Here is a 24,406-nt window from a genome sequence, read left to right on the forward strand (position 1 = left end):
TTTCAATCTTTTAGCGATTATTTCCACAGCCCAAAAGCGTTCCACACAGGGGCTCTACCATAATCTTCACCAGAATCGCCTGCTTCTCTTTTACCGAATATTTTCTCATCGATTAATGAAACAACCCCTACTTCAAACATGCTTTCCCCGTTAAACCCACTTTCGTTTAAAACCTTTTTAAGATCTAACTCATGCATAGGTCCCCAATAGGGTTCGTTATTAAAGTAAGTATCCCAATCTCGAATAAACTGTTCGTATAACCCCATATTAGTGTACTGAGGTTGCTCAAGGTTTATCGTTAAGCCACCTTTTTTAAGTAAACGATTAATGGTTTTAAATATTTTAGGCATCGATTCATGGGATGTTTCATGCCAAAACATTGAAGTAGTTATAAAATCAAACGACTCATCTTCATATTGGCTTAAATCTTCTGCATTAGCTTGAACAAAAGTAATGTTATTAACGCCTAAAGATTTGGCTCTAGCATGCGCGTAGCGTAAGCTTGGTCTTGCTACATCTATTGCTATAACTTCAGCATCAGGAAATGCTTGCGCTAAAGGAACGGCGTTATGACCAACAGTACAACCAATATCTAAAATACGTTTTGGTTTAAAATCAGGGTGATCTTTCGATAACCAATGAGTAATTGCTTTACCACCACCATCACTTAATGCCCCCAATAAACCGGCTGTTGTAACAAATAAACCTAAATCGTAACTGGCTGCAACGGTTACATCGTTTTCAAAATATTCTTCGTAGTAACAACCAGGTTGGCAATGAATATCAACCATGCCTACGTTTGGTGGTATGGTTATCGCGTCGTTAAGCTGTAAAGTAGAAGCATCTTTATTATATGCTTCTACTCTTTCTACAAGGTTTTCTATTTGTCTAAGTACTTGTGAACGCCCTGCTTGTTGACGCATTTCCATTGTATTTCTACGTAAACCACTCCACATTTGAAAATAAGGGTTATCTAACATCGCCTTTCTTATTTCATGGCGAGTAGTAGGCTCTTTTCCTGTTTCTTTAATATAAGCAGGCAATACCGTTTTTTCGTAAGCCGTTTTTACACCAGGTAATATATTCGCACTTAAATGAACATTTAGATGTGTTAAAAAATTCAAGCGAGATATTTCTTCGTTATTAGCCTCAGGAAAAACACCGTGCTTTGATAAAACATCCCAAGTGGGTAATGATTTAGCCGTAGACATTTATAATCCTCCCTCAACAATTTGATAATCAACAAGCTCGTAATGAGTTTGCATATACCCATCAACGCCTGCTTTTAAAAACAAGTAATCTTCGTCAGCTGTACACCATAAATTATAAGGGGGATGCTCTTCAGGTAAATTACCTGCAGTGTCTACTAATTGGAAATGTCGAGCTAAAAAGGTACCAGCTTTTACTGTTATGTTTTCTTCACCTACATATCGAATACCAAAACCTGTTTTAAAAAGTAAAGGCCCTGTAGCTCCACGATGATCAGGTGACGTTAAAAAAATATCTGAGAAGAATGTTTTACCTGGACCTTGCGATAAGTCGTATATTTTCATTAATAAAGCATCACCAACGATCGGGTGTGCTTGTAGCCATTTAATAGGTGCGTCTATATCCACTTTTTGAGTAATACGGCCATCACGTTGATTATGGGATTCACATTCCACATAGTTTTTAGCAAAGCGCATCCAACCTGAACCTTCGTATTTATCACCCACCGTTAACCTAACACTACAGTCAATAGGGCTTGCATCAGGGTTTAGAGAAAGTACAACGTCTCTAATCACATTAGGCTCATCGTCAATTTCGCAATGTGCATTTAATACTCGTATACCGTCTGCCTGTTGAGTTATTGAAAAATACTCTCTACCACGTTCTTGATCTAAACGTTCAGGCTTTTTACTCGTATATTGAATTGTGCCGCGTATTGTTCTGTGTTTCATATAATGCACCTTGTAACTGCTATGTATAATTTAAGTTGATGTGTTAATACTGAACTTAAAAAACTTTCTGTCGTTGACGGATGTCAATTAATCCTATTGATATATCCAACAAATAACTCAATAAATATTTTATTTTACGCACCAAAAAGTGCTCAATATGAGCAAGGTAAATTAAAAGCTAACTGTTTAAAAATAGTCTTGAATTTGATAAAAAAATAGTAAAGAATGAATTTGCTTAGTAAACATCCTGCCCTACACTTTAATGAGTTCTCATCAAAACTGACTAGTACCTGCATTGTTATTAATTGTTAAAACAATGCCTATGATATAAATCAAAATTGAGAAGGTAATTATGGAAACAACGAATAAAACGGCAAAAGAGATTTACTTTGATATTAAAAACAACCCAGCAAGAAAACGTTTTGGCTTTGGTGAAAAAGCGATCCTTGTTAATGTTGATCCTCAAAAAGCCTATACTGAAGTAGGCACATATAAAACAGCCTACGAAACAGATCCACGCCAGATGGAATACGTAAATACTTTGGCCAAAAAATTTAGAGCACTAGGTTGGCCGGTTGTATGGACACACGTAGCTTATATGGATTCTGCTGAAGACGCTGGCATTTGGGGCACACGTACTGATACACCAGACTCTCTTCAAAATATTAAATTTGACTCTCACCGTAGTGAATTTGACGACCGGCTAGAAATAGATCGCGTTAAAGATGTTATTTATTTGAAAAAAATGCCTTCTGCGTTTTTTGAAACGCAGCTCCAATCATTAATGGTTTGGCATAAAGTCGATACGGTAATACTAACAGGTGGTTCTACTTCTGGCTGTATTAGAACAACAGCTGTAGATTCGCTATCTAGAGGTTATAGAACAATTGTTCCAGAAGAATGTGTAGCTGATAAACATGAAAGTTACCATTACGCCAACTTAACTGACTTATCGTTAAAATATGCTGATGTTGTAGAAGTAAACGAAGTCTTTGATTGGCTAGATAAACAAAAATAATTTTTTTCAGACATAAAAAGTAATAGTGGCTGACAAATGTCAACAGCCCTATTCACCAAGCATTATAAGATGTTTTACCTTATATCAAGCAACTCATTACGTGTAGAGAGTTATTATGAAACGTGATCCTGAATTTTACGACTATTGGCCTTATCACAATAGGCCTAAAATCCAATGGCCAAATGGTAAGAAAATGGCTTTTTGGGTGGCTCCTAATATAGAGTTTTACGAATTAAATCCCCCTAATAATCCTCATAGAAAGTCGTGGCCTCAGCCTTATCCTGCCACACAAGGATACAGTATTAGAGATTACGGCAATCGTGTTGGACATATGCGACAAATGGAATTGTTAGAAAAATACGGAATTCGCGGCTCAATTTCACTATCAACCGCGTTATGTGATCATCACCCTGAAATTATTCAAATGTGTAAAGATCGCAATTGGGAATTTTTTAGCCATGGCATTTATAACACACGTTATACCTATGGTATGTCTGAGCAACAAGAACGAGACATGATTAAAGATTCAATGGAAACCATTTTTAAACATACCGATCAAATGTGTGCGGGTTATTTAGCTCCAGCACTTTCTCATTCTGAAAGAACTCTCGATTTATTTGCTGAAGTTGGTACCGAACTTTTTGGTAAAAAAGGCGGCATATATACCTGTGATTTATTTCATGACGACCAACCTACACCGATAAAACTACGTAGCGGTAAACAATTTGTATCCGTACCTTATTCATTAGAAATGAACGACACCATTGCCTTTGTTGTTAACAAAATGGAACCTCGTCGATACGGTCAAATATTAAAAGACAACTTCGACAGGCTTTATCAAGAAGCTGACGAGTCAGGTACTATTATGTGTATTCCTACCCATAACTACCAAGTATCGTGCCCTCATCGCATGAAAGCTTACGAAGAAGCTCTCGATTACATTACAAGTCATGACGATGTATGGGTGACTACAGGTCGTGAAATTGCAGAATATTACATTGAGCATTATTACGATAGCACCTTAGCCGATATACAGAATAAACAAGCAAAATGGGGAGGTGCGTAATGGCTTTAGATAAAAACTACCTAGAATATCCACACCGCAGCCATGGTATGGATCACAACCGTTACGATTGGCAAATGTTAGCTCAACAAAAACCGGTTGTTTGGCCTAACAATAAAAAGCTCGCGTTATGGATTAATGTACCTTTACAGTTTTTCCCGTTAGATCAAAAAGGAGACCCATTTAAAGTACCTGGTGGCATGACAATGCCCTATCCTGATTTACGCCATTACAGCTTGCGAGACTACGGCAATAGAGTAGGAATATACCGATTATTAAAAGCCTTTGATAAATATAAGGTTACTCCTACGTTTGCCATGAATACCGAATTAGCCGTTAGAACCCCCTACTTACTTGATGTAATAAAAGAGCGCGGTAACGAAATTATGTGCCACGGCCTACATATGGATGCTCTTCATTACGGAGGTCAAAACATAGATGAAGAATCAGACATTATTAGTCGTGCACTCGATACGCTACGAGAATTATCGCAACAAGACGTTACTGGTTGGTTAAGCCCTGCACGTAATGAAAGTGAAAATACACCTGAGTTACTAGCACAACATGGTATTAAGTATTTTTGTGATTGGGTAAACGACGACATGCCTTATTCGTTTAAAACAGATAAAGGTAACTTATGGGCAATGCCATTATCTAACGAATTAGAAGACAAATTCATTATTATGGATAACCTACATAGCGAAGCTTCTTACGTGGAACAAATTTGTGACGCCTGTGACTTTTTACTCAAAGAAGCTGACACGCAAGGTGGAAGAATACTCGCGTTAAATATTCACCCATGGATGTTAGGCCAACCGCATCGCATTGCTAAACTTGAAAAGGTTCTAGAATACGTAACCTCTAAAGGTGTTTGGTGCGCATCAGCTACTGAAATACTGACTGAGTTTACCGCACAACAAAAATAGCTCATTTAAAAATCCCTTAAAAAATAAAATCACCTCGCGAGATTTATTCGCTGGGTGATTTAGATAGCTATCTATTTCAATTGTAAAACCACGTTAATTGAAACTTTTAAAGAAATATACGGTGATACTTTTATTTTTGAAGGAAATCGGGCAATTATTTTTACAACAACTCAAAAACTACCACTAAAAGAACTATCACACCGTATATCTATGGCTTTACGTTATAAAAAACTAAAGCATTTAAATTTGCTGGGCGCATAACATTCATTATATTTTAAAACAAAAAAGGCCACTAAATAGTGGCCATAAACGTGCTAACATTTTAAAAACTACTGATTAATGAGCACTTCCATTAAAGCGTTCGCCTTTCACATCATCTTTATAAGTTGACCAGCTTGTTTCATTTTTACGAGTATCGTTTACTGGCGGAGCCATTTTATATTCCGGTACATTTTTATTAATGTAGTCTTTCATTATTGAGCTAAGCTCTTCAAATGTTGCTATTTTTTCACCTGCTGCGTGAATGTAAATAGTCCCTTCTCGCCCAGACATCATCATCCATGGTAGCCAATCAGCAATACGCACCCAGTCAACATGCGTATTAGCAAAGTCACCCGATACTAAACTTTCAGTATCACCAACAAAATCAAACATTTCCGTGGCATGATAAACACCCCCTATTTGTTTTTGGTAATCTCCAGCTAAATCATTGTGATAAAACAGAGGTACATCAAATTTCATCCACCAAATTTTGTCTCTCACTTCGCCACCAAATTTAGCTTTCCATGGGAGTACTTTACCGTTTTCGTCATTAGGAAAACTAGGCCCTTGGTTTACAGGATCATTAGTTACATGAATAACATCAACCGTTTTTCCTGTAAAAGGGTTATCCCATTTATCAAGAGGTTTACCTGTTTTAGGATCGGTATAAAGCAAAACTTCACGTGTAACCAATTTATAGGTTTTACCTTTTTTACCACCGTCGACGGTTCCACATTGTCTGGCACTCATACCTTCAACATTAAACAATCTCAAGTCTTTTTCACCCATTCGGCGTGAATAAGCAGTACCTTTCCATTGGTAGTAAGAAACTTTATTGTCTTCAACGGCACATAATATTTTACGCATTGCTGCGGTGTTACCTTCAGGTGTATTTAAATCAATTTTTGTACTAGCTAAAGTTGTGCTAGCTACACCACTAAGTAACAATGCGGCGAGTATTTTAGTTATTGTCATTATTCTTTCTCTCCTAACGATTCTTACAATAATATTGAGCTAAGTAATTCTGAATTACTTTGCGTTTTGTCAATTAGGCCAATTTCATTAATGATGATTTATTATCTTCCATATTCCAGTGGCGCTCATAATGTCACGCTCTTCAGTTTTAATAATTCCTTCTGCAAAAATAACACTGCGAGTTTTACGTATTATTTTACCCGTACCTAATAACGTGTTGCCTATTTTTGCAGCCGCTAAAAAATTACTATTAAGGTTAATAGTAGCGAATTGAATATTGTGGCTTATTTCATCTCCAATAGATCTATAAATAACGTAATCCATAAATGAGAGAATAACCCCACCGTTTACTACACCTTCAGGATTAAGGTGGCGCTTATCAATAGGTAATGCTCTTACTATTTCACTTTGTTGAATTTGTTCGTAAAACGGTCCTATATGCTCACAAAAGCCATCACTTTGGCTGCATTTTACAAAACCTTTTTGAAGTAAAGTGTCTGTCATTATTTAAAATCCGCTTTGCGTTTTTGTAAAAAGGCATCGGCCCCTTCTTTAAAATCTTGATGATTAAAAGCATCATTAAACACTTGGCGTACACTTTCTTCGTCAACGGTAGATGACGAATGAATATAAGCTAATGTTGATTTAATGCCTGCAATTGAATTACGACTTACAGATAAAAGACTTGTGACCAATAGTTCAACAGAAGCATCAAGTTGATCTTCATCAACCACGTCAGTTAACAAGCCCCACTGTTCAGCGGTTTGAGCTGAAATAGTTTTACCTAAATATAAAAGCTCTTTAGAGCGGCTTAAACCAACAATGTCAACTAATCGCTTGGTGTCTTCTATACTGTATAGCAAACCTAACTTAGCGGGGGTTATAGCAAATTTTGCGTGATTAACACTTATTCTAAAATCACAACACATCGCAAGCCCTAATCCCCCTCCTACACATACACCATTAATAGCGGCAACAGTAGGAATAGTTAACTGTTCAAGCTTTTGTTGAGCCAGTTGCACTATTTTATTGTTTGCCATTAGCTGAGTTTTATCTGTTAAAAATTGGGTGAGTTCTTCTATATCAGCCCCAGCACAAAAGGCTTTATTTCCCGCAGCTTTTACAACTAACACCTTAACGCTAACTTGTCGTGTTAATTCATCGCAAAAGTCTGCGATTTGTTGCCACATACTTTGTGATAGTGCATTTCGTTTTTCTGCTCGGTTAATGGTTAAGTAAGCAACATTGTTGATAATTTGAAGTGTTACGGTTGACATAAATCAAAAAAATCCTTTGCGGTGTTTAGCGCTTGTTGTATTCCGATAACTCATAGATCAACATAAGAGTTATCGGAATACAAAAACGACTTACATTTTAAATGTTCTTTATTGATAGCACTTTACCTAGCTAAACAACAGATTTTATTAGGCTAAATTTGCGATATAGCAAATGCGCAATTCATAAACGACACATAAATACTCATTAATAAATAAGAAGGTAAAAACATGAATACTCGTCAGTTAGGTCCTATTGTTGGTGCCACATTGTTACACCACGATATTGAGTACGTAGTATCAAGTTATCAAACTAATTTAGGCTACACCATAGTTGACGAAAATACTGTTTCTAGAGAAATGGCTTTATTATGGAATACACCTGAACTCTTTGGAAATAAGTTGGTTGTGTTGTCGGCCGCTAATGGTGAAGCTTGGCTAAGAGTTGTTGAAGACCCAAAAGCTAAAGCGGCAACACCGTTAAAATCATACGGTTGGATGGCGTTAGAAACTAATGTTAAATGTGTCGATACAATCAATAACAAACTATGTGACGAAAGCTTCACTGTTATTGGTGAGCCTGCTTATTTACAAGTCAGCGACGCTATAAAAGCGATGCAAGTTGTAGGCCCCGCGGGCGAAGTAAGTTATTTAACTCAAATAAATAAAGATGTTCCTCCGTTTGAACTTCCTATGACAAACCATGAAACAGCAGGACTTTTTATACCTGTATTGTGCACACCCAACAGAGAAAAAAGCTTAGCTTTTTATCAGCAACTTAATGCTGCTGACAATGGACTTAGCTTCGATACTAAAGTGACTGTATTAAATAAGGCTTGGGGGCATGATATTGACCACCAATACCCTGTTGCTACGTTACAACTAGACGGCAAGTGTTTATTCGAAATTGATCAAGTAGATAACGCTGCACCTTTAACCACAAACATAGATTCTTTACCGTCAGGTATTGCGATGATCAGTTGTCACGTAAAAAACATTGAACAAGTAGCTAAAAAATTCAATGCTACTATGTATAAACTTGAAGACAGTTATTATAAAGGTCGTTCTGCTATTTTACTAAAAGGCCCTTTTGGGGAATTAATTGAATTAATGGGATAAAACTTATCATTTGCCTTTAAATTGAAAGTATATGCCAAGCTTAAAGGTCTAATGGTTATTCCTATCGTTTAATTCTGGCCCCTAATGAAAAAGCCTTTTATTGTAATTGTTGCCGCACTTATTTTATTACCAAGTTTATACGCGGCTATTTCTCCAATTTTATATACCTCAGAAGTAAAATGGTACAGCTATAAAGAAGCGAGAGCGATGAACTCAAATAAGCCCATTTTTGTATTTGCCAAAATGCGCTTTTGCAACACTTGCGCAGCGATGGAAAAAGCTGAATTTACAAACCCCGTATTAGCCAAAAACTTAAATGAACACTTTATTCCCGTAAAAGAAACCATCAACTTCGCTCTTTCAAGCTTTGTGTTTGATGATTTAAAGGATGAAAATGGGGAACAACTTGCATTTAAAGGCTTTCCGTCGGTGATGATAGTTCAAGGTGATAAATATGCCATTAGCAACGGATACAAAAATGTTGAACAGATACAATCTCTTTTAAATCAAACTCTCAATGCTCAACTTTAAAAAGGTTCAGGTAACCACTCTTTCTTACCTATGCTTTGTAAACGTTCAGGTAAAATAGGTTCATAATCGGGGTCAAAAGTAAACGGATACAATTCTTGCGACCAATGATTAACATGTTCTCCACCAACAAAACGAATAAGCAATACCGCACCAGTTCTTGAACCATATGGGCCGTGTGGTATTTCAGGTGGTCGCCAAAAATAGGCCCCCGTTCGCATAACGCCGTGCTCTCCCGCTAACGATCCTGTAACACAAAAAGACTCTTCTACGGTTGGATGATGTTCTCTAGGGCCTTTCCATTGTTGCGGATAGGTTTGTGGCGACACCATATAAAGAAACGTTTTTGCTTTAGTTGTTGGATCTATTCTTAATATTTTACGGCCAAAATCTAAATGTAATAGTTTTTCATCTTGTACGCCTTTATCCCATTGCATATCAAAGGTATTTATTCCTTCAATAGCTTCTTTTTTCATAACCGGTAAAGGGTCGCCATATTGATAGTAAATGGGCTGAGGTGACTGATCAATAAAACGTATTAATACAGTATATTTATTGGCTTTAACGGTTTTTCGTAAGTAGTTAGCCGGTAAATATCCATAATATCCTTCGGTATAACGGATCTTATTAATTTCAATTTCGCCCTTAAGAACAAAAAACTCCTCTTCAGATGCTAACCAATAGGCCTCTTCTTCAAGCCAGTTTTTTTTATATTTAAAAACACCTGTGGTTGCTTGAGTTTTTTGATCAACACTCAGTTCTTTATATTGAACATCATATTGAAAAGGACATGACTGCCATGGTAATACTTGCGATTGAATAAATTCTATATGTTCTCTAGACACGTTAATTTCCAGCACATTATAAAGAAGTAAAGTCATAGTAGGTTATTGAACTAATATGTTTTTTGATACGTATCAAGATCTGATACGTTTGAAGAAAGTTTTTATATTGCTCATTATCTTTATTACATAAAAAAAGAGACTGATTAAGTCTCTTTTGTATTAGCTATAGTTATATTTTTACATTGACCTTAGCTAAGCACTTAGAATTTTATATTGGTTTTACGGCCCCAAAGAAAGCTACCGTTAATATGCCAATCCAATACAAGTAGGCTAATCTACGACCAAATATAATCGATTTTTCAAGCTTTGCTTCAATTTCGGGGCTATCTCCTTCAGTGTCTAGTATTCTAAACATGGTTGTCCATTCGCGCATGATGTAACGTAATAACAAACCAATAACCAATAACAAAGAAAATATTAATAACTTAATTGAAAACCATTTTTGACCATATTCAGCATTAAATGGCCCATAACCTAGTAACGAAGCCAATGCTGCAATAAATACAGTCGGTATAACAACGTAACGGATAGCTTCATCAAACTTAGTTAATTTTATACCTAAATCTGTTTCGCGATGGTAATACGCCGCCCAACATAAAGCTAACCAACCAGCATAAAAAGCCCACATGCCAGCTAAAAAGCCACCGCCATAAGGTTGAATATTCCATAAGTGCCCCATGTGCATACCAAGGGGTAATAATATAATAATGCCCGTTCGAGCTAATATATCAATTCGATAGGCTGTTTCCATATGTCTTCTGCGCTCAGCCATAGCCAGTTTTCTGTTAATAACGTGAAAAGACGTTTGAAACACTCCCCATTCACCACCTAACCAATAAACCATGGCTACAATGTGTATCCAACGAATAATGGGTAGTTCATACATTTCAAAGAAAGACATAATAAAACCTTCTAGTTATCATTTTGTTTTACATACATTTAAATTAAGAAAGTTATTAACATTGAGTATTGGTAAACATTAAATACTCGAAAAACCTTCCATAAGCGATAAAGTTAAAAACGACTTTACGTTACAGTATTCATGCTAATGAACCAGAAGACTATGCTGAATGACTAATATCAAATTGAAGACTTGTTATGCTAAAGGGGTAACACTAATTGACAAATGTCGTGCATAAAAAAAAGCCCATGAGCGGGCTTTTACTTTATTAATAACTCTTTTTTTGGCGTTATTAGGTGTTTAAAAATCATTTAAGTTATTAAATGTTCGTCACATAGGGTACGTTTAAAACATTGACCATTCTTAAACCAATGCCAAGTTCTTGCCCTGTGCTTTTTGTCTGCTCCCATTACAATACTTTCGTAAAACCATGCTCCGGGTTCATCTTTTCGCTCTAACTCAAGTAAGAAAATATTTGGACTTGCTACCCAACCATATCCTTTAAAAGTTTCAGTATCCCAATAAATACGGTTATCTTTAATTATACCGTCAAAGGCTACGTTGAATATTCTACCGTCATCCCACTCGAATTGATTACGCTGAATATAAACAACCTCTCCTTCTTCAGGAAAAATACATTCAACACGGCTTTTATGTACATCTAACGTATTTCCTTCAATATCAATATGGCGATAAGTTCCTTGCCAAATACCTCTATGCTCTAATACGTCTGGCATTAATTTATGTAAAGGTGATGTCATTATTATTTCTCACTTAAAAATTTTAATATTTCAATGGAAGCCTCTTCCGGAAAAGCATCTAAGAAACCAGCTCCCCATTGAAGGTAGTCTTTACGTTCTCCGTTGTTGATTAATGTATCAACACGTTGGCTATGTTCATTTAAATCATCATTTAAATTCATAACCAATAAAGGCTGAGTTAATGTTTTGATGTTTTCTATATACTGCTGAGCATGATTAAATGCTGCAGCATGGCCCCACTCGTAAGCTTCGCCACCTCTTAGATTTTCAGCCATAGAATCAGCACACATTTCAAGGGTCATCCCTGGTCCTCGATAATATAAAATACGTTCCCACATAGTTTTAAATCGACTACCTGACTCATCTAATGCAATTGGAGTGTAATACTGATGAAATGCTTCAACTTCTTTTTGGGTAAAAATAGGCGCACTAATATTAACGATTTTATTTACTTGATTACCCCGTAAATGAGCTGCATCAAGAGCGACCATACATCCTGTGTGATATCCCACTAGATCAACTTGATCTATAGATAAATGATCTAGTACTTGCCAAATGGCTTTTGTGTAATTTTCGATCGTTGCTTGAGCTTGCTCTATAGGTTTATCTGATTCACCATATCCGGGGTAATCTATCGCAATAACTAAGCGGTCTTTAGCTAAATATGGTAATAAATTATGATATAACCGACTAGATTTAGGTACCATGTGCAAACACACAACAGCCGGTAAAGTTGAGGCTTTACCGGCTGTTCTATAGTGTAATTGCCCATAATCACCATCAGTAAAATGACGTGTAACCTTTATGGACTTCATTACTTTATCCTTTAAAAGCGGTATTCGAAATCAGCACCGAATGTTAAAGGGTCTGATGCATATTGCCCAAACGATTGTGCTACACCTACGCGAGCATATTCATGATCCGCTAAGTTTTGTCCCCAAACGGATACTCTCCATTTTTCATGATCCGGTTCATATGAGATACGCGCATTGACAATAGTTCCAACACTTGTTAATGAATGTTCAGGAGCATTAGCGACTAAACTATAAGAGTCATCTTCTGCAGAAAAGTCGATATGACTGACTAACATACCCTCACCAATTTCAGTGCTGTGAGTAAAACCAAGGCTTACTTTATATTCTGGAGCATTTTTAAGCTCTAAATCTGAAGCACATTCTATACTGACTACACCATTACATCCTGGTGAAGTACCATTGTTAGTTAATCCACCAGCTTGATCTAAAGTTAAATCGGTATATTCAGCATCAATAGTACCTAAAGTAAGGTTAACTATTAGGCTATCAGTTGCCTCATAAGTTAATTCTACTTCAACACCGCTTATGTCTACTCCATCTACATTAAAACGCGTAAATCCTAGGCCAGGAACGGCAGATGCAATTTGTAAACCTTCATAGTTGTTCATAAAGTAAGTCGCGTTAACTCTTAAGCGGTTATCAAACCAATCACTACGAAGACCAAACTCAACAGCATCTAACTCTTCTTCATCAACAGGTAAAAAACACCCCGTAGCACCAAAGCAATCGGGTGACCAACCGCCACTTTTAAAACCTGTTGAATACGAAACGTAACCCATTACATCTTCAGTAAATTGGTTATTAAGTGCAACGTTAAAAGTTGTATTTGAGAAATCTCTAGACTCTTCGCGAGTTAAACCACTTAATACAGCAAGCGCTTCAATCTCTTTAGTTTCTTGGGTATAACGAATACCTGATGTAAGTGTTAATGTGTCAGTAAATTCATAATCGCCTTGAAAAAATATCGCTTTTGCCTCTGTATCAACGCCTAACTCAAATGGAAATACAAAAACAGAGTCAGCTTGAGCATCTTCTGTGAAATAGTAAACCCCCGTTACAAAGTTAAAAGCTCCTTTATAATTTGAAGATAAGGTGATTTCTTGGCTTAACTGATCTTGATCTGTTTTTTGTGTATATGGAAAGCCAATATGACCAGATAGATCATCTTCCATTGTACGTAACCCTGTTAAAAAGGTTAGATCATAGTCACCAATTTGCCCCTGAATATTTAATGACAAGCCTTTTGTTATTACTTCACTATGGTAGTCAGTAAAACAGCCTAAAGCTAAAAAGTTAGCTGGAGTTCCGGCACTACAAACTGCACCACTTACAGGTTCAACAGTAAAAAGATCATTATCAGCATCGTCGCCTGCTCTCGCACTAGCGGGAATAGGATCTGAACTATCTTTGGTATAATCTACCGCTAAATTCATTTTCCAGTCGCTGTTAAATTCGTGATATAAGCCAATACGAAATGCTTTCATATCTTTGTCGCCAACCTCTGTGCCTGCTATATCAGCAAAATCACCATTAGGATTTAATGTATGAAACCCATCACGTGTTTTTGTAACAAAGGTTGTTCTGATAGCGGTGCTGTCTGTTAAACCTAAGTTACCTGTAAGTCTGGCATCAAAACGACCATTATTACCTACTGTAAATTTAACTATGCCGTAGTCTTCATCAAGTTCAGCTTTTTTACTAACTAACTTAATAGCACCACCATTTGAATTTCGGCCGTACAAGGTGCCTTGTGGGCCACGCAATACTTCTAATCGCTCTAAATCATCTAAATCAAATAAAGCGCCAACCTGGCGTCCAACATAAACTCCATCAACATAAATACCTACAGCTGGATCAGCAGAAATTCTAGATTCATCTTCACCAACACCACGTAAAAATATTCTTGCGCCGTTAGCTGTACCCGTATTTGTTGCTAGACTTATATTAGGTATTTGGTACTGTAAATCAGACACATTACGTATTTGTTTTACTTCTAAATCATCTTCTCCAATAGCCGTAACGGATACTGGGATTTCTTGTGTGGTGGTAATTCGACGTAAAGCGGTAACTGTAATTTTTTCAAGCCCTTTATCTTCAGCTGACTCCGCTGCTGGTGCAGCTTCTTGAGCCATAAGACTAGTAGAAGTTGAAAGTAACAATGAAATAACGGCACTAATATAGCTGGGTTTAAATGATGTTTTCATGTTGTTCCCTTATTGAGGTTACGTTGTTGGTTAAGTTGCTTTGTTGTTTTGTTGTTTTTATTATATTTTTATACTTTATGACAAAAGTCTATTGTCATACTTTTATATCCTTACCTATTGTTATATTATTATATCTTTAGTCATTGTCAAGCGTATATGAACAATATTTAACCTTTTAAATAAGGGTTACTTAAAGCGTAGAAGATGAATGTGCATTGTCAAATATACAAATAAATAATAAATACATAGACTTATTTATAAAAATACGAGGAAAAAAATATGAGTATTTATGAGATCACACTGTTAATTCATGTGTTGCTGTTTTGTTATTGGATTGGTGCAGACGTTGGGGTTTTTTATTCCAGTAAGTTTGTTGTTGACTCAACACTTAGCCAAGAAACTCGCTTAACTGCCGCTAAAATTATGCTGGGTTGTGATTTATTACCGCGTATATGCATGAGTTTAATGCTAACAGTAGGTGGAGTTTTAAGTCATTATTTAGGTATAGAGCATCCTATGTGGCAAATGATAGGTATTATATTATTAGGGCCTGTTTGGCTAACCTTAGTATTGGTTTTACACTTTAAGCATAACGCAAGTTTTATCCCTAAACTTACCGCCATTGATTTTTACTTCAGATGGATAATGATTATTGGCATTATTGCTTCCTGTATATACGCCTATACCACAGGTCGACTTGATGCAGCCCCTTGGCTAATCATTAAGCTATTAGGTTTTGCTTTTTTAATATTTTGTGGATTAATGATCCGAGTTAATCTAAAAGGATTTGTTAGTACCTATATAAAATTGTTTAGTAATAGCCAAACAGATGAAGATAATAAACTTATGGTTATTAGCTTAAATAAGGTTAAGCCTTGGGTGATCACTATTTGGGTAGTGTTGATTTTTGAAGCGGCAATAGGTATTGCTAAACCTATGTTTTAATCATCTTATTTAATACCAATTCCATTAAGTTTGTTCTCAACTCAGAGCTACATTAGCGAGCTTAAAACAAGCAAAATTATTTAAACATAGTTATTCTATATTTCACTAATTTTGTGCCGTTATAAGTTTGCTAATGAGCTCCCAAGGGCGAGTTTAAAAGGCTTATATGCGGCGTTATTGATTTTGACAAGGGAATAACCATTCTCTTCAATCAATGCCTTGCCTCTAAGCCTTTTAACTCTCGCTGAGTGGGAAAAAACTTAATGGACTTGGTATAATCTAAATAAACTTTGGTTAATTTAAAATAAAGGGGGATTATCATTTGATAATCCCCCTTTTATATTTTTGTTTTATTAACTTAAGCTGTGGTTATTTAACTTTAATAATAACTTTACCCATATTACTACCGTCCATTAAATTACAAAATGCTTGTGGAGCACTAGCTAAGCCTTCGTAAACATCTTCTTTAACTTTTAATCGTCCGTCTTTAATGTAAGGTAAACATTCTTCAATAAATTGTGCTCGTTGTGGTTCAAAGTCATAAACAACTAAGCCGTACACTATGGCTCTTGCACGTATCCAAAAACCAGGAGGTGGGCCAAAAGAACGATCTTTATTGTTATATTCAGCCATTAATCCGCATAAAATAACACGAGCGCCTACGGCAAGTTTTTCTGAAACGGTAGTTAACATTTCACCACCAATTAAATCAAAATAAATATCAACGCCATCTGGGCATAATTCAGCTAACTTGTCTGCTAAGTTTTCTGTTTTACGATTAATACATTCATCATAACCCAGTTCATTTATCGCATAAGCACACTTGTCGTCATTACCCGCTATACCAATAACTTTACAGCCATAAATTTTAGCAAGCTGCCCTACCACAGAACCTACAGCCCCTGTTGCCGCAGGAATAACAACAACATCCCCTTTTTTGGGTTTAGCTTGTAAAACTAAACCGGCGTAAGCAGTTAAACCGGGCATCCCTAATGCAGACAAAGCATACGATGCGGGATTAATTTCAGGGCTGATTAATGAAAGCTCTTCCGCTTTATGCACTGAATAATTTTGCCAGCCACCAAAACACCTAACAATGTCCCCTGCTTTAAAGGCTTCACTTTTAGATTCAACGACTTTACTTATCGTTTCTCCACGCAATACATCTCCCGGTTTAATGGTTCCCGAAATATGACGACCTGCAATTTGAGAGCGCATATAAGGATCTAAAGATAAGTATTGAGTTTCGCAAAGTACAGAACCTTCTTCTATTGCCGATACCGGGTTTTCAATAAGGGTAAAGTGTTCAGGTGTTGCTTCCCCTGAAGGGGTACTTTTTAAAGTAACTTGGTTATTTATTTGCATAATTTTTCCTACTTCGTGGGGTTCATAAATTGGTTAAACGCAACTTCCATTGCATTGAGTGTAGTTACTACATGGGAGTTTTGATCAACCATTTTTAACCACAAACTTAAATTTTGTAACGTTTCACATGGTTTTTCTTGCGTGTATTGAGGTAATATTTTTTGTACGTACCAAATGGTAGGCCGTAATGTCATATCACCTAAATTTATCTCTCGTTCAAAAGAGTCATTAATGGCTAACCATCGGTCCATTTTCTCTAATGTTTGTATCACTAACTGAACTTGTTGTTCTTGATCAAACGAAAAGTTGGGTATTAACATTGCCTTAAAAAAAGGTAGCAGTGCTGGCCCTAAATGCGTATCGGTATAAGACATTACCACACGCATATTGGCTTTCTCTATGGCTGATGATGGCTGACAAGAAGGTTCAGGATAAAGTTCTTCTAAATATTGCATAATCGCTAAAGATTCCGGCAAATAGTCACCATTATCTAATTCAAGTAAAGGCACTTTACCCAAAGGAAAAGCTTTAAGAAATTCAGGCGTTTTCAGCTTTACAGGTGGAGCTATCATCTCAATAGGTAGCCCTTTTTGTAATATTTGAATTTTTACGCGGGCCGCATAAGGTGAATGATCTAAATTAATTAAACGCATAACAATTCTCTATTTTGATAAAGTTAAGTTTTCAGTCGCTTTTTTAGGTGTCGCTTCAATATCAGTTTTAAAAGTGCTATTCCAGCGATTTAAAAAACCAAATAAAGAAATAATCCCTACTAATTCAACAATCTGTTCGTCGGTATAATGAGTTTTTAGTTGCTCAAATAATTCATCGGTGACACCGTTAGGTACTAAAGCCGCGCTTCGTGCTACGTCTAAAGCTACACGTTCAGCCTCAGTAAATAATGGATGAGTAGGATATTCCCAAATCAATTCAATTTTTTGTTTATCTACGCCATGTTTTAACGCGCCATAAGTGGTATGTGCTTCACAATATTGGCAACCGCTTGAGCTACTGGTCATCAAGGCTGCAAGTTTTTTAATTTCTGTTGGTAATGCGCTGGGTTGATAAAGGGTTTGTACAAGACCTAAAATACCATTTAGCATTTCAGGTTTTCTGGCCATAATGAGCCCATCGTTGGGTGAAAACCCCATTATCTCTTCACCAGCGAGCATAGTATGTTGAAGATCGGGCGAAAGTTCTGACATTAACAGTGGTTTTAAACGTGACATATTTTCACCTTACTTATTTAGCATACTGGAAGTTTTTAGGTAAACCTGACAATGGCGTAAATCCATATAACGCTTCGTTCGGTAATAATTTAGCGAGTAACGCTCTTGCTTCAAATAATTTGTCGAAGTTAACACCGGTTTTTAATCCCATAGACTCAAGCATAAAAACAAGATCTTCAGTCACTATATTACCACTAGCCCCTGGAGCGGCAGGACATCCACCTATTCCACCCATAGAAGAATCTATAGTCGTAATTCCTGTATCGATGGCCGCTAACGCATTCGCTAAGCCTTGACCACGCGTATTGTGTAAATGAACACCCGTTAGGTTTTCTTTACCTATGGCTTCCCATACGCGTTTAATTAATCGTTTAACTTGCGCTGGATTGCCAGAGCCTGTGGTATCAGAAAGCCCCACTTCATCACAACCAGCTTCCATTAAAGCCACAGCTAAAGACACCACTTTATCTTCACTTACGTGGCCTTCAAGCGAACAACCAAAAGCTGTAGCTAAACCGCCCTCAAACTTAGGTCGCGACTCTTTAGGCAGTGTTTTTACAAGTGCTGCAATGTTTCGAACTTCTTCCAACATTTGCTGATGATCTCGCTTAACATTACGTAAACTGTGGGTTTCGCTACAAGAAAAAGGAATACTCATTTTAGTGGGTTTTAAAGCCACCGCATTTTGTGCACCGCGTAAATTAGGTACCAGCACAGCAATAGCTAAACCTTTAATCTGTTGAGCATGTTCAACCAATTGTGCGGTATCAGCAAGTTGAGGAAGTACTTTAGCCGGAACAAAGGAGCCAACTTCTACCTCAGGAATTCCAGCGGCTGCAAGTGCATTAATCCACGCTATTTTATCTGCCGTAGGCATAATAGTACTAATACTTTGTAAGCCATCTCTTGGTCCAACTTCACTAATTTCTATATCAAAATGAGACATTTCTCTCTTCCCAATGTAAATAAAATTTTCTGTAAACTTGCTATTACGCTAACACAGCACAATGATTACCCTATTGATATATGCCAAATAGCGCTTTCCAAACCTGCTAATTGACAAAAGGCAAATGTTAACCTGTTCAATAAAACTCTATTGTTATACTATTATGTCATAACTTCAAGAGCAAGACTAAATCTTGATTATCAAATTTAAATACATAGGGAACACAACTTATGACCAAACCTTCTGAACTTCCATTAAAAGGAATTAAAGTTGTCGAATTTACCCACATGGTAATGGGACCAACAACAGGCGTTATATTGGCTGACCTTGGGGCAGACGTTATTAAGATAGAGCCGATAACAGGCGACAATACGCGTAGATTAAAAGGTTCGGGATCTGGTTATTTTTCTATGTACAACCGTAATAAAAAAAGCCTGTGTTTAGATATAAAATCAGAAGAAGGCAATAAAGTTGCACTGTCTTTAATAAAAGAAGCCGATGTATTAATAGAAAACTTTAGACCCGGTGCTATGGATAAACTAGGCTTTGGTTTTGACGACTTAATAAAAATAAACCCTAGACTTGTGTATTGCTCGTTAAAAGGTTTTTTAAGTGGGCCTTACGCTCATAGAACGGCCTTAGATGAAGTTACCCAAATGATGGGCGGTTTAGCTTACATGACAGGGCTAGAAGGTAAACCCATGCGTGCAGGATCCTCCGTTATCGACATTACTGGCGGCATGTTTGGTGTTATTGGTATTTTAGCAGCCATAGAAGAAAGACATAGAACAGGTGAAGGTAAGCAAGTTACTAGTTCGTTGTACGAAACTACCGCTTTTATGGTGGGCCAACACATGGCGCAACAAGCGGTTACCGGAGAAGCTCCACCACCTATGTCGGTACGTCGGTCAGCTTGGGCCGTTTATGACATTTTTCAATGTGCTAACAATGAACAAGTATTTGTAGGTGTAGTCAGTGATACACAATGGCGTATTTTTTGTGATGCGTTTGGTTTAGATGAACTCGGCAAAGATGAATCGCTAGCGGCCAACAATGGCCGTGTAAGCCAAAGAGAACGTATTCTACCTGTAATTAACGCGGCATTTGCTAAGTTAAGTAAAACTGAGCTCATGGATACCTTAGAAAAATCGGGCTTACCCTTTGCGCCAATTAATAAACCGTCAGACTTATTTGATGATCCTCATTTAAACGCTGGCGGCTTAATTGATGTAACATTACCGAATGGTGATAAAACTAAACTTCCTGCTATTCCTTTAGAAATGAATAACCAACGTTTTGCACTACGTAGAGATATTCCTACAGACAATGGTAATTCAATTAATACACTACAAGATGCAGGTTTTAGTCAAGAAGAAATAAATAAGCTGATTGATCTAGGTGTGATCAGAGATTAAATACCTTTTTCATTAAGCATGATAAATCATACCTAATATATGGGGACGCTTTACTAACTGGCATCCCCATCCTACTTCTACGTAATACGTCATATAACCTTCAAGGTCGTTAATAGCATGAAATCTATAGGTCAACTGGCTAAAGAATTAAAAATGAATGTTGAAACAATAAGGTTCTATGAAAAACAAGGTCTTATAACTCAGCCTATTAAGCCTGACGTGGGGTACCGCATGTATGATGAAGCTATAGCTAATAAACTTATATTTATAGCTAAAGCGAAAACATTGGGTTTTAGTTTAAAAGAAATAGCATCATTATTGTTAATGGATAATAACTGCACTCAACTAGAAGATCTTCATTTAGAAAAGCTCACCATTATTCGTGAAAAAATCACTCATTTACAGCTGTTAGAAAAAGCAATTAATGATATGGATCATGTATGTAAATCAAACAACCAGAGTAATTCCTACCTTATTAACGCATTGAAATAACATGTTATATACCCGTAACCATTCAAGATGCAGGTTTCAGTGGGAACTAAAAATAATTTAGGCACAGATTTCATGTTCCAGACGAAATCTAAGGTCTATATCCATGTATGCAAGGCATTAAGTTTACGTCATGGTTATTCTCGGTAACTGCTTCTGCGTTAATGCTTTTTATAAGGGAACGATCATTATTACAAAGCACTGCCTGAATTGATATCACTCAAGCATTCTGAAATAGCCTCTTGAGTGGTAACGGGTACAAGACACTTATTAATGTCGATTTTTAATGCTTTTATACTGATACCGCTATAATTTAGAAACAGCAGAATATTTGATAGTTATTAAAAAGGTACATAAGAATAGAATAATAACTTGATTAATCTCATTCGGTTAACGAATTTTATCAGGTGGGTAATATATTATTGGGATGGTAGATATTTACTCTCTTTTATAAACAAAGTTATAGATTATAAATCCTATCATCCCAAGTTCAGGTTCAATATAAAAACTAATTTAACCAAGGATATGTTAATTGGTAGTTTTGTTGAAAATGTTTAATTTTATCAGTTAACTTTAAAGTTACGTCAATCACGTCAAGCCCTTCAATCAACATGGTTTTTCTTTCTGGTTCTATGTCAAAAGTAAATCGCTCACCTGAAGGTGCTTCAATCCACGTTTCTTGTAGGTTAACGGCTAATTGATTTTCTTGTGGTTGTGCCTGAACTTGCTCGGCTAAACCCACAATAGTTTCATACGATAATTGCACAGGTAATATACCGTTACGAATGCAATTATTATAAAAAATAGTCCCAAAACCAGAGGCTATAACCACTTTAACGCCATATTCTTTTAACGCCCATACGGCATGCTCTCTTGATGAGCCACAACCAAAGTTGTCTCCAGCGAGTAATATTGTGGTATTTGCATATTCCGCTTTATTAAGAATAAAATCAGTGGTTAATTCTCGACCACCAGGTAATGTATATCGCCAACCAGCAAATAGCCCCTCACCTAATCCGTCTTTAGACACTCGCTTCATTTCTCGTGATGGAATTATTGCATCGGTATCTATATTTGATTGCAACATAGGAGCCGCAACACCTTGATGCTGTATAAACTTATCCATTAAATATACTCCCTAGGATCAGCTATTCGCCCTGCTATGGCTGAAGCTGCTACAGTAACAGGGCTAGCAAGGTGTGAGCGGGTTTGAGGCCCTTGCCTGCTTTCAAAATTTCGGTTGGTGGTGGTAACAACACGGTGCTGAAAACCAAAACTTTCGCCCCCAGCGTTAAAACACATTGAACAACCCGATTCGCGCCATTCAAAACCTGCGGCTATAAATATTTTGTCTAAACCTTCTTCTTCCGCTTGTTTTTTAACAGAAGTAGAACCGGGAACACAAATAGCTTTTACACCGCTGGCAACTTTTTTACCTTTGAGTAATTGAGCCGCTAGTCGTAAATCTGAAATTCGACTATTAGTACATGAACCAATAAAAGCTCCATCTATACTGAGTTCAGTTAGTTTAGTTCCTACTGAAACATCCATATATTGCATGGCTTTATTGAGTGTTTTCAGCTGGTTTTCGTCACAATTGTCATCAGGCGTTGGGACAACAGAATTTATTGCACAAGTATGCTGAGGACTATTACCCCAAGTAATAGTAGGATAAATTTTTTGGCAATCAATACGTATCACTTTATCAAAAACAGCATCCGTGTCGGTGAATAAAGACTGCCAATATTTCACAGCTTTATTCCAGTTTTCTCCTTTAGGTGCATATTTGCGACCCGCTAGGTACTCTATGGCTTTTTGATCTGGCGCGATAATACCAGAAAAAGCAGAAAACTCGACCGCCATATTACATAAGGTTAATCGGGCTTCAATTTCTAAGTTTTCAACAGCTTCACCACAAAATTCAACCATATAACCAGCACCACCTGCTGCACTATATTCACCAATTAAGTGTAAAATCATATCTTTTGCAGTAACGCCAAAAGATAACTTGCCGTAAAACTCTACTTTCATATTTTTAGGTTTGGTAACACGTAACGTTTTAGTGGCTAAAGCATGTTCTGCTTCACTTGAACCAATACCCCAAGCTAATGCACCTAAAGCCCCTTGCGAACAAGTATGACTGTCAGGACAAACTAAGGTTGCACCCGGCTGTACTATGCCTAATTCAGGTGAAATTACGTGCACAATACCTTGTAATGGATCATTCACATCAAACAAGTTAATGCCAGCATTATGGCTGGCTTCTCTTGTAGCAATAATAAAATCTTCACCACTGGGCATTGTAGTTTTATCGGTTCTACCGGGAAAAGTATCTACAATATGATCCATAGTGCAAAAAACTTGTTCAGGACTCACCACTTTGCGGTTATCTGCTTCTAAACTTTTAAGTGCGATAGAGCCTGTACGCTCATGTAAAAACACCCTGTCAATATAAATAAGGCCTGCGCCATCGTCTAAGTTTTCTATGACATGACTTTGCCAAATTTTTTCAAATAATGTGTTAGCCATAATTATTTCCCTGAAAGATTACTCAACGTTTTTACTGAAGATTGTAATGTGGCAAAACGGTTTTCAATGCCCGCGTCTGCATGTTTCATTTCAATATTTGCAGGTAAGTCTGCCTTATCAAGTCGATCAACGTAAGGTTTAAGCATTGAAGATTCCCACCGAATTAAGTGAGTGGCTATAGTTACTTTAGCCAACTGCTCTGGGCGTTCATTCATAAATGCAGCTTCGTAAGCTAAATGGTAATTTTTACCTGCTGTAAAATATTCCATCAATGTTTGATGTTTGAGTTCCGCAGGTATTTCAGCATGACTAACACGCGCTTTTTCTGATGTATCAAACCACGGAAAGTAATGGTAAAGCTGATTCGCAATTTTCCACACTAAAGTTAAGTGAGAACCATCTTCTTTTGGTTCTATATTTGGAAAATACTGTTTAAGTATTTCTTCGCGTTCTTCATCGTAAAACCACGCAGCATTTTCTAATACAATACCGTTAATGCTGTTGGGGTAAGCTTTTGCATATTCAATCGCAATTTGCGCCCCCGTTGCTGAGCCATAAATAACCGCGTCTTCAAGATTTAATGCATCAATAAATAACTTTAAAGCGTCAACATAAGGTGCTAATCCACCGCTATTTTCAGGTAACGGATCTGATTGTCCGTAGCCTGGAGCATCCCATGCAAACACCTGATTATTTTCAGCCAGTAAATTCATCATAGGTAACATAAAATTTGATGATAAAGGCGATGGATGCAACAAAATAACCGGCTTACCTTGCCCTTGGCTACGATAATGTATTTGCCAAGGAGATCCATTGTTTAAAGTAACATAATGCTTTAGCGCTTTACTGTTATTCATA

25 protein-coding genes are annotated in these 24,406 nt (G+C 36.9%); 8 read left to right on the plus strand and 17 right to left on the minus strand.

What is annotated here, in order from left to right:
* Positions 1-17: 17 nt before the first annotated feature.
* On the minus strand, positions 18-1,211 hold the full coding sequence (locus B0X80_RS18460) for a class I SAM-dependent methyltransferase (protein WP_077342993.1): 1,194 nt from the start codon (positions 1,209-1,211) through the stop codon (positions 18-20).
* A complete protein-coding gene (locus B0X80_RS18465) occupies positions 1,212-1,940 on the minus strand; it encodes a hypothetical protein (protein WP_077342995.1) in 729 nt (242 codons plus the stop codon).
* Between the two features lie 352 nt (positions 1,941-2,292).
* Here B0X80_RS18465 and B0X80_RS18470 point away from each other — a divergent pair, with 352 nt between their 5' ends.
* From B0X80_RS18470 to B0X80_RS18480, 3 genes are all read left to right on the plus strand, one after another.
* A complete protein-coding gene (locus tag B0X80_RS18470; RefSeq protein WP_077342997.1) occupies positions 2,293-2,958 on the plus strand; it encodes an isochorismatase family protein in 666 nt (221 codons plus the stop codon).
* Between the two features lie 115 nt (positions 2,959-3,073).
* Positions 3,074-4,024 (plus strand): polysaccharide deacetylase family protein, encoded by a 951-nt coding sequence (locus tag B0X80_RS18475; protein WP_077342999.1) that lies wholly within the window; start codon positions 3,074-3,076, stop codon positions 4,022-4,024.
* The gene (locus tag B0X80_RS18480; RefSeq protein WP_077343001.1) at positions 4,024-4,947 is read left to right on the plus strand and encodes a polysaccharide deacetylase family protein; all 924 of its coding nucleotides are present in this window, start codon (positions 4,024-4,026) and stop codon (positions 4,945-4,947) included. The genes B0X80_RS18475 and B0X80_RS18480 overlap by 1 nt, the downstream gene beginning before the upstream one ends.
* 336 nt (positions 4,948-5,283) lie before the next feature.
* Here the strand turns inward: B0X80_RS18480 and B0X80_RS18490 are convergent, their stop codons facing one another.
* The 3 genes from B0X80_RS18490 to B0X80_RS18500 form a co-directional block, all read right to left on the minus strand.
* Positions 5,284-6,183, minus strand: a complete 900-nt coding sequence (locus tag B0X80_RS18490) for a DUF1838 family protein (protein ID WP_077343003.1) — start codon at positions 6,181-6,183, stop codon at positions 5,284-5,286.
* Positions 6,184-6,270: 87 nt separating this feature from the next.
* Complete coding sequence (locus B0X80_RS18495) at positions 6,271-6,687, minus strand: PaaI family thioesterase (RefSeq protein ID WP_077343005.1); 417 nt, start codon at positions 6,685-6,687, stop codon at positions 6,271-6,273.
* On the minus strand, positions 6,687-7,460 hold the full coding sequence (locus B0X80_RS18500) for an enoyl-CoA hydratase/isomerase family protein (RefSeq protein WP_077343007.1): 774 nt from the start codon (positions 7,458-7,460) through the stop codon (positions 6,687-6,689). The genes B0X80_RS18495 and B0X80_RS18500 overlap by 1 nt, the downstream gene beginning before the upstream one ends.
* Before the next feature lie 228 nt (positions 7,461-7,688).
* Between B0X80_RS18500 and B0X80_RS18505 the strand changes: the two genes are divergently transcribed.
* Together B0X80_RS18505 and B0X80_RS18510 are read left to right on the plus strand one after the other, a co-directional pair.
* Complete coding sequence (locus tag B0X80_RS18505; protein ID WP_077343009.1) at positions 7,689-8,576, plus strand: hypothetical protein; 888 nt, start codon at positions 7,689-7,691, stop codon at positions 8,574-8,576.
* An 84-nt stretch (positions 8,577-8,660) separates the two neighbouring features.
* On the plus strand, positions 8,661-9,107 hold the full coding sequence (locus tag B0X80_RS18510; protein ID WP_077343011.1) for a DUF255 domain-containing protein: 447 nt from the start codon (positions 8,661-8,663) through the stop codon (positions 9,105-9,107).
* Here B0X80_RS18510 and B0X80_RS18515 read toward each other — a convergent pair.
* The 5 genes from B0X80_RS18515 to B0X80_RS18535 all read right to left on the minus strand — a co-directional run bounded on the left by B0X80_RS18515 (position 9,104) and on the right by B0X80_RS18535 (position 14,630).
* Positions 9,104-9,949 (minus strand): cupin domain-containing protein, encoded by an 846-nt coding sequence (locus B0X80_RS18515; protein ID WP_175623989.1) that lies wholly within the window; start codon positions 9,947-9,949, stop codon positions 9,104-9,106. The two genes, B0X80_RS18510 and B0X80_RS18515, sit on opposite strands and share 4 nt — an antisense overlap.
* A gap of 208 nt (positions 9,950-10,157) precedes the next feature.
* Positions 10,158-10,850, minus strand: coding sequence for a hypothetical protein (locus tag B0X80_RS18520; protein ID WP_076420782.1), 693 nt, complete (start codon positions 10,848-10,850; stop codon positions 10,158-10,160).
* A gap of 311 nt (positions 10,851-11,161) precedes the next feature.
* Entirely contained in the window at positions 11,162-11,611 is a 450-nt protein-coding gene (locus tag B0X80_RS18525) for a hypothetical protein (protein WP_077343015.1), read from the minus strand.
* A gap of 2 nt (positions 11,612-11,613) precedes the next feature.
* Positions 11,614-12,426 (minus strand): alpha/beta hydrolase, encoded by an 813-nt coding sequence (locus tag B0X80_RS18530; RefSeq protein ID WP_077343017.1) that lies wholly within the window; start codon positions 12,424-12,426, stop codon positions 11,614-11,616.
* An 11-nt stretch (positions 12,427-12,437) separates the two neighbouring features.
* The gene (locus tag B0X80_RS18535) at positions 12,438-14,630 is read right to left on the minus strand and encodes a TonB-dependent receptor (protein ID WP_077343019.1); all 2,193 of its coding nucleotides are present in this window, start codon (positions 14,628-14,630) and stop codon (positions 12,438-12,440) included.
* Positions 14,631-14,909: 279 nt separating this feature from the next.
* Here B0X80_RS18535 and B0X80_RS18540 point away from each other — a divergent pair, with 279 nt between their 5' ends.
* A complete protein-coding gene (locus B0X80_RS18540; RefSeq protein WP_077343021.1) occupies positions 14,910-15,575 on the plus strand; it encodes a hypothetical protein in 666 nt (221 codons plus the stop codon).
* A gap of 369 nt (positions 15,576-15,944) precedes the next feature.
* Here B0X80_RS18540 and B0X80_RS18545 read toward each other — a convergent pair whose 3' ends face one another.
* From B0X80_RS18545 to B0X80_RS18560, 4 genes are read right to left on the minus strand one after another with little or no spacing between them, the layout of a single operon-like run.
* The gene (locus B0X80_RS18545) at positions 15,945-16,940 is read right to left on the minus strand and encodes an NADP-dependent oxidoreductase (protein ID WP_077343023.1); all 996 of its coding nucleotides are present in this window, start codon (positions 16,938-16,940) and stop codon (positions 15,945-15,947) included.
* A gap of 8 nt (positions 16,941-16,948) precedes the next feature.
* Positions 16,949-17,593, minus strand: coding sequence for a glutathione S-transferase family protein (locus B0X80_RS18550; RefSeq protein ID WP_077343025.1), 645 nt, complete (start codon positions 17,591-17,593; stop codon positions 16,949-16,951).
* 9 nt (positions 17,594-17,602) lie between these two features.
* Positions 17,603-18,169: a carboxymuconolactone decarboxylase family protein gene (locus B0X80_RS18555; protein WP_077343027.1), complete on the minus strand. Its 567-nt coding sequence runs from the start codon at positions 18,167-18,169 to the stop codon at positions 17,603-17,605.
* 13 nt (positions 18,170-18,182) lie between these two features.
* Positions 18,183-19,115: a hydroxymethylglutaryl-CoA lyase gene (locus B0X80_RS18560; RefSeq protein WP_076420790.1), complete on the minus strand. Its 933-nt coding sequence runs from the start codon at positions 19,113-19,115 to the stop codon at positions 18,183-18,185.
* A 230-nt stretch (positions 19,116-19,345) separates the two neighbouring features.
* Here B0X80_RS18560 and B0X80_RS18565 point away from each other — a divergent pair, with 230 nt between their 5' ends.
* The gene (locus B0X80_RS18565; RefSeq protein WP_077343029.1) at positions 19,346-20,530 is read left to right on the plus strand and encodes a CaiB/BaiF CoA transferase family protein; all 1,185 of its coding nucleotides are present in this window, start codon (positions 19,346-19,348) and stop codon (positions 20,528-20,530) included.
* Between the two features lie 117 nt (positions 20,531-20,647).
* Entirely contained in the window at positions 20,648-21,022 is a 375-nt protein-coding gene (locus tag B0X80_RS18570) for a MerR family transcriptional regulator (RefSeq protein ID WP_077343031.1), read from the plus strand.
* A 505-nt stretch (positions 21,023-21,527) separates the two neighbouring features.
* Here B0X80_RS18570 and leuD read toward each other — a convergent pair.
* The 3 genes from leuD to B0X80_RS18585 are packed head-to-tail and all read right to left on the minus strand — an operon-like array spanning position 21,528 to position 24,405.
* A complete protein-coding gene (gene leuD / locus B0X80_RS18575; RefSeq protein ID WP_077343032.1) occupies positions 21,528-22,145 on the minus strand; it encodes a 3-isopropylmalate dehydratase small subunit in 618 nt (205 codons plus the stop codon).
* Complete coding sequence (leuC, locus tag B0X80_RS18580; RefSeq protein WP_077343034.1) at positions 22,145-23,548, minus strand: 3-isopropylmalate dehydratase large subunit; 1,404 nt, start codon at positions 23,546-23,548, stop codon at positions 22,145-22,147. The genes leuD and leuC overlap by 1 nt, the downstream gene beginning before the upstream one ends.
* Positions 23,549-23,550: 2 nt before the next feature.
* The gene (locus B0X80_RS18585; RefSeq protein WP_077343036.1) at positions 23,551-24,405 is read right to left on the minus strand and encodes an alpha/beta hydrolase; all 855 of its coding nucleotides are present in this window, start codon (positions 24,403-24,405) and stop codon (positions 23,551-23,553) included.
* Between the last annotated feature and the right edge of the window lies 1 nt (position 24,406).

This window comes from Pseudocolwellia agarivorans (genome assembly GCF_002000085.1).
GTDB classification, from domain to species: domain Bacteria; phylum Pseudomonadota; class Gammaproteobacteria; order Enterobacterales; family Alteromonadaceae; genus Pseudocolwellia; species Pseudocolwellia agarivorans.

Excerpts from the sequence above, each read along its gene's own strand:
- B0X80_RS18495 (WP_077343005.1), bottom strand. The coding sequence starts at position 6,687 with ATGACAGACACTTTACTTCAAAAAGGTTTTGTAAAATGCAGCCAAAGT.
- leuC (WP_077343034.1), bottom strand. The coding sequence starts at position 23,548 with ATGGCTAACACATTATTTGAAAAAATTTGGCAAAGTCATGTCATAGAA.
- B0X80_RS18585 (WP_077343036.1), bottom strand. The coding sequence starts at position 24,405 with ATGAATAACAGTAAAGCGCTAAAGCATTATGTTACTTTAAACAATGGA.
- B0X80_RS18545 (WP_077343023.1), bottom strand. The coding sequence starts at position 16,940 with ATGCAAATAAATAACCAAGTTACTTTAAAAAGTACCCCTTCAGGGGAA.
- B0X80_RS18475 (WP_077342999.1), top strand. The coding sequence starts at position 3,074 with ATGAAACGTGATCCTGAATTTTACGACTATTGGCCTTATCACAATAGG.
- B0X80_RS18565 (WP_077343029.1), top strand. The coding sequence starts at position 19,346 with ATGACCAAACCTTCTGAACTTCCATTAAAAGGAATTAAAGTTGTCGAA.
- B0X80_RS18570 (WP_077343031.1), top strand. The coding sequence starts at position 20,648 with ATGAAATCTATAGGTCAACTGGCTAAAGAATTAAAAATGAATGTTGAA.
- B0X80_RS18520 (WP_076420782.1), bottom strand. The coding sequence starts at position 10,850 with ATGTCTTTCTTTGAAATGTATGAACTACCCATTATTCGTTGGATACAC.
- B0X80_RS18535 (WP_077343019.1), bottom strand. The coding sequence starts at position 14,630 with ATGAAAACATCATTTAAACCCAGCTATATTAGTGCCGTTATTTCATTG.
- B0X80_RS18465 (WP_077342995.1), bottom strand. The coding sequence starts at position 1,940 with ATGAAACACAGAACAATACGCGGCACAATTCAATATACGAGTAAAAAG.
- B0X80_RS18470 (WP_077342997.1), top strand. The coding sequence starts at position 2,293 with ATGGAAACAACGAATAAAACGGCAAAAGAGATTTACTTTGATATTAAA.
- B0X80_RS18505 (WP_077343009.1), top strand. The coding sequence starts at position 7,689 with ATGAATACTCGTCAGTTAGGTCCTATTGTTGGTGCCACATTGTTACAC.
- B0X80_RS18460 (WP_077342993.1), bottom strand. The coding sequence starts at position 1,211 with ATGTCTACGGCTAAATCATTACCCACTTGGGATGTTTTATCAAAGCAC.
- B0X80_RS18555 (WP_077343027.1), bottom strand. The coding sequence starts at position 18,169 with ATGTCACGTTTAAAACCACTGTTAATGTCAGAACTTTCGCCCGATCTT.
- B0X80_RS18560 (WP_076420790.1), bottom strand. The coding sequence starts at position 19,115 with ATGTCTCATTTTGATATAGAAATTAGTGAAGTTGGACCAAGAGATGGC.
- B0X80_RS18550 (WP_077343025.1), bottom strand. The coding sequence starts at position 17,593 with ATGCGTTTAATTAATTTAGATCATTCACCTTATGCGGCCCGCGTAAAA.
- B0X80_RS18490 (WP_077343003.1), bottom strand. The coding sequence starts at position 6,183 with ATGACAATAACTAAAATACTCGCCGCATTGTTACTTAGTGGTGTAGCT.
- B0X80_RS18525 (WP_077343015.1), bottom strand. The coding sequence starts at position 11,611 with ATGACATCACCTTTACATAAATTAATGCCAGACGTATTAGAGCATAGA.
- B0X80_RS18480 (WP_077343001.1), top strand. The coding sequence starts at position 4,024 with ATGGCTTTAGATAAAAACTACCTAGAATATCCACACCGCAGCCATGGT.
- B0X80_RS18540 (WP_077343021.1), top strand. The coding sequence starts at position 14,910 with ATGAGTATTTATGAGATCACACTGTTAATTCATGTGTTGCTGTTTTGT.
- leuD (WP_077343032.1), bottom strand. The coding sequence starts at position 22,145 with ATGGATAAGTTTATACAGCATCAAGGTGTTGCGGCTCCTATGTTGCAA.
- B0X80_RS18500 (WP_077343007.1), bottom strand. The coding sequence starts at position 7,460 with ATGTCAACCGTAACACTTCAAATTATCAACAATGTTGCTTACTTAACC.
- B0X80_RS18530 (WP_077343017.1), bottom strand. The coding sequence starts at position 12,426 with ATGAAGTCCATAAAGGTTACACGTCATTTTACTGATGGTGATTATGGG.
- B0X80_RS18510 (WP_077343011.1), top strand. The coding sequence starts at position 8,661 with ATGAAAAAGCCTTTTATTGTAATTGTTGCCGCACTTATTTTATTACCA.